Here is a 4,272-nt window from a genome sequence, read left to right on the forward strand (position 1 = left end):
TATTGTAAGCATCTATAAAATATATATGCTCAATAGGTGTATGTAACACATGAGACAAATGATTTATCTCATGACCATCTAATTGAGTTTCATAAACACCGTCAGCAATACGACTACCAAATGTTGTTGTGTAATAATACTCCTTAATCTCCCATATTGCTTTAGGATTAACAGTACTAGGAAAAGCTCCATCAAATCGCCTAGAAAGAATCCCTTCAACTCCCTTATTTTCGTCAAGAATGTATGTTAAATTACGTGGATCATCATTAAATTTTATATCTTTATCATAATTTAGACCCTGTTGATTGCTAAATTGTCGTAATACACCTTCTGTAATAATGTTTATCATACAAGTAAAATAAGCATAATCTCTTTTTTCACCTTTTTGCTTATTTAAAGGAAGACTTGAAGTAAAGCCATTTACTTTATAGTGTTCCAATAGATTACGAAACTCATGCCTAGCTTCATCTACATTCATAAATAGATTACTAATTGTATTATTAAGCAAATCAGCTCTATATATAAGATATTCTGAAACATCTTCCAATAAATCCTCTTCAATACTTATATCCATTTCATAAAGTTTTGTTTTTATTGAATGCTTATCATGATGTAAAACAAAATTTGCTTTGGAATAACCAAGCCTTTCTGAAATTAACTTTGTATATCCCCAAAAAGCAGTTGATCTGTTTAAAAATTGTGGATTTGCTCTCATAATTTTCCCCTATCATAAATTTATATATATAAACAAATCCGACACATTTATATCTAGTGCAGTTGCTATTTTGCTTATATTAATCAAAGAAATGTTCCTGTTACCCCTTTCCACCTCGCTTATGTATGTACGATGTAGACCTGTTATTTCCGCTAGTTTTTCTTGCGAAATCCCCTTTTTATTACGATAATACTTAATAGACATGCCAAACTGTTCTTTAATATCAATATTTTCCATAAATCAAATTTACTTATTTGATGACTATATATCTACAGACTATAAGTAACATTTTTGGTATAATTATTTTAAGAAGAATATAAGAGAGGTAACAAAATTAATGAAAAATATCCCACAATTGCTTAAATGGGTTGGAAATAAACATAAATTTGCTCATGAAATAGTAGAAGCTATGCCTAATGAAATAGAGACTTATTATGAACCATTTCTTGGAAGTGGCGCTGTATTAGCTACACTTGCTTACCATCAAAAAAACTCTTTAATTCCACCAATAACATATAAAAAAGCTGTTGGTTCTGATGTTATGACACCATTAATAGGCATTTTTAATTATGTAAAAAGTGATCCAAATACTTTAGTCAAACATTACAAAAATTGTATTGAAGATTATATTAATAATAGACAAGAAAAATATTTAGAGATTCGTGAACGTTTTAACCAAGATCGTGATCCTTTAGATTTTGCTGTTCTTACACGTACATGTTACTCCGGTATTATTCGTTTTAGAAAACGTGATGGTTATATGAGTACACCTATTGGTCCTCATAATCCAATTTCACCAGAATCTTTTGAAGAACGAGTACAAATATGGCATGATCTTTTACAAAATGTTGAGTTTATAAATACCGATTTTAGAGAAACCATGAATAAAGCCAAAACTGGTGATTTAGTCTATTGTGATCCACCTTATACACATAGCCAATCTATATTATATGGTGCACAAGCTTTTAAAATAGAAGATCTTTGGGAAGCCATTTATAAATGTAAGCAACGTGGTGTTAAAGTAATGTTATCTATAAATGGAAAAAAGAAATCTAAAACTGAAGATATAAGTGTTCAGCTACCAGAAGGTTTATTTGAAAGAGAAAAATATGTAAATTGTGGAGTATCTATGATTAACCGTCTTCAAAGATCAGGAGAAGTTATGATTAATGAAGATGTACATGATCGTTTACTATTAACTTGGTAAATTTTAAATGAAAATATTTCTTAAATAAAACAAAGAACCAGGCATTTGTTTATGCCTGGTTCTTTGTTTTATTTTGAAAAATCAAAAAATAAAATTGATAAAAATAACTTTAATACATATTATTGATCATATGAATATTAAATTCACATGATCAATAATATGTATACCAGCCTTATCAAAATAACTAGTTATAAAAATATTGAAAGGATTGTGGTTAAATGGAGCAAGAAATTATTATTTTCGAAGCTACACATAGAGGAAAGCTAACCATAGGTGATATTGATGTAAACTGTGCTGTTTTAGAAAATGGTAGAAGAATTATAAGTCAAAGCGGACTCTTTGAAGTTTTTGATAGACCTCCACATGGAGCAAAAAGAATTGAGGGCCTTCCTGCTGTTGTTACTGCTAAAACTTTAGAAAAATTTGTAACTCCTGAATTAAGAGAAAAAGCTAAACCCATTATCTATAGACATACAAATGGAAAATCAGCAAAAGGATATGATGCAACTCTTATTCCAGAGATCTGTGAATTATATTTACAAGCAAGAGATGAAGGAAAGATTACTAGTACACAAGAAAAAATAGTCAAAAAAGCTGAAATAATTATTAGAGCTTTAGCAAAAGTAGGTATTGCAGCTTTAATTGATGAAGCTACTGGTTATCAATATGATCGAGAAAGACAAGAATTATCAAAATTACTAGAAGCCTATATTTCAGAAGATTTAATGAAATGGCAAAGAAGATTCCCTTTAGAGTATTATGAAGAAATTTATAGATTATATGGTTTAAGTTCTAACCCAAGTAGCAAGAATAAACCACAATTTATTGGACAATTCACTAACACATATGTTTACAATTATTTCCCTACAGAAATAATTGACCATATAAAAAAAACTAATCCTAAAATCCAAAAAGGAAATAAAACTTACAGAAGATATAAAAATTTCCAATTCCTTTCTGATGATATAGGTATTATACAACTAGATAAGCACTTAAACCGTCTTATACCTGTTATGCAACTATCCGAAAATATAGATGATTTTAAGCGAAATTTTGATAAAATTTTTAATAAAATCAATGGTGAACAACTTTCATTAAATTTTAATTCTCCTAATAAAATAAAACCTAAATAATTAAAGATATTTAAATATATATATCCTATTTATATCTCAAAAATATAACACCCTATTATAAAAAGACCTAGCACTTGCTAGGTTTTTTGTTTAAAAATAACTACCATTTTCATCTCAACTGTAAATTAATTCCACAATATTTTTGTAGTGTGTGAAAGTAAACTTTTAGATATTAGTTTACATTCATTTCCCCTTAAACATTGACTTTTCGTCATTCCCCCTGATATCCTCAATTTATATAACAAAAGTATACATTCAAAACACTATAAATAAAGAGGTCATAAATCCATGAATAAAAAGCCACATCTTATTGATGTACAACCCATTAGAAGTAAAGAACAGATCGAAGATATGAAATGGGCCCTTAAACGCCACTGTTCAGAAAGAGACTATATTCTCTTTCTAATTGGAATCAATACAGGATTACGTGTCAGCGATCTACTCCAAATTGAAACAGAAACCATAGTAAAGTTAAAACGGAAAAAGAGAAAAGAATTTAAGATCAAAGAAGGAAAAACGAAGAAAGAACGCATAATTAATCTTACTTCTATTTTTGATGAAGTCTATTCTTATGCCCAAACCCTAGAAAACACCTGGTTATTCCCTTCCCGTAAAGGAGATCAGCCCATTAGTAAGATCCAAACTTATCGACAATTGCAAAAAGCCGGAAATTTTACCGGCATAGAGTCCATTGGTACCCACACCATGCGCAAAACCTTCGGCTATTGGTTCTATAAACAAACAAAAGATGTGGCCATGTTGCAAGAAATACTCAATCATAGTACTCCACAAATTACACTTAAGTATATTGGAATCAATAAAGAAGAAAAAGACAATGTACTCGATATATTTCAAATTTAAAAACACAAATTACTAACACCTAATATTTACTTCCACAATTCTAAAATGTTATAGTTAAGAAGCATCGAAAGATGCTTCTTCAAAATTTGGCTATAAGTGTGGCAACTTATTCTAATGTTCATCTACGTATAAAATTGATCTAATTTTTGTGGCGAAAATTAGAAAAGACTTATAATTAAGTAGGTGAGAAACATGACAATCAATAATGAAACACAAATTGAAAATGAGATCGCCTATAAAATTAAACAAGATCATATTCGGAGAATAAAGATCTAAATTAATTTTTCAAAAGGTGTATTGTTCTCGTATCTATTTAGCATTTAAAAATAGATACACAAAAAAGGTTCTTGGGATTA

At 29.1% G+C, this 4,272-nt stretch carries 5 protein-coding genes; 3 read left to right on the top strand and 2 right to left on the bottom strand.

The features are described from left to right. Both ACP6L7_RS36235 and ACP6L7_RS36240 read right to left on the bottom strand, forming a co-directional pair. Positions 1 to 715: DUF7687 domain-containing protein (locus tag ACP6L7_RS36235; RefSeq protein ID WP_430529913.1), on the bottom strand; the 715-nt coding region annotated here is incomplete at its 3' end. Positions 716 to 727: 12 nt separating this feature from the next. Continuing rightward, positions 728 to 952: a helix-turn-helix domain-containing protein gene (locus tag ACP6L7_RS36240; RefSeq protein WP_430529911.1), complete on the bottom strand. Its 225-nt coding sequence runs from the start codon at positions 950 to 952 to the stop codon at positions 728 to 730. 100 nt (positions 953 to 1,052) lie between these two features. On the opposite strand from ACP6L7_RS36240, the gene ACP6L7_RS36245 reads away from it, so the two are divergent. The 3 genes from ACP6L7_RS36245 to ACP6L7_RS36255 all read left to right on the top strand — a co-directional run bounded on the left by ACP6L7_RS36245 (position 1,053) and on the right by ACP6L7_RS36255 (position 3,916). Next, the gene (locus tag ACP6L7_RS36245; protein WP_430529903.1) at positions 1,053 to 1,922 is read left to right on the top strand and encodes a DNA adenine methylase; all 870 of its coding nucleotides are present in this window, start codon (positions 1,053 to 1,055) and stop codon (positions 1,920 to 1,922) included. A gap of 218 nt (positions 1,923 to 2,140) precedes the next feature. Continuing rightward, positions 2,141 to 3,055 (top strand): P63C domain-containing protein, encoded by a 915-nt coding sequence (locus tag ACP6L7_RS36250; RefSeq protein ID WP_430529904.1) that lies wholly within the window; start codon positions 2,141 to 2,143, stop codon positions 3,053 to 3,055. 288 nt (positions 3,056 to 3,343) lie between these two features. Beyond that, positions 3,344 to 3,916, top strand: a complete 573-nt coding sequence (locus ACP6L7_RS36255; RefSeq protein ID WP_430529905.1) for a tyrosine-type recombinase/integrase — start codon at positions 3,344 to 3,346, stop codon at positions 3,914 to 3,916. The last annotated feature ends 356 nt before the right edge of the window (positions 3,917 to 4,272 follow it).

Source organism: Bacillus silvicola (assembly GCF_050524305.1).
Taxonomy (GTDB): Bacteria; Bacillota; Bacilli; order Bacillales; family Bacillaceae_G; genus Bacillus_A; species Bacillus_A cereus_AT.

Excerpts from the sequence above, each read along its gene's own strand:
- ACP6L7_RS36250 (WP_430529904.1), top strand. The coding sequence starts at position 2,141 with ATGGAGCAAGAAATTATTATTTTCGAAGCTACACATAGAGGAAAGCTA.
- ACP6L7_RS36255 (WP_430529905.1), top strand. The coding sequence starts at position 3,344 with ATGAATAAAAAGCCACATCTTATTGATGTACAACCCATTAGAAGTAAA.
- ACP6L7_RS36240 (WP_430529911.1), bottom strand. The coding sequence starts at position 952 with ATGGAAAATATTGATATTAAAGAACAGTTTGGCATGTCTATTAAGTAT.
- ACP6L7_RS36245 (WP_430529903.1), top strand. The coding sequence starts at position 1,053 with ATGAAAAATATCCCACAATTGCTTAAATGGGTTGGAAATAAACATAAA.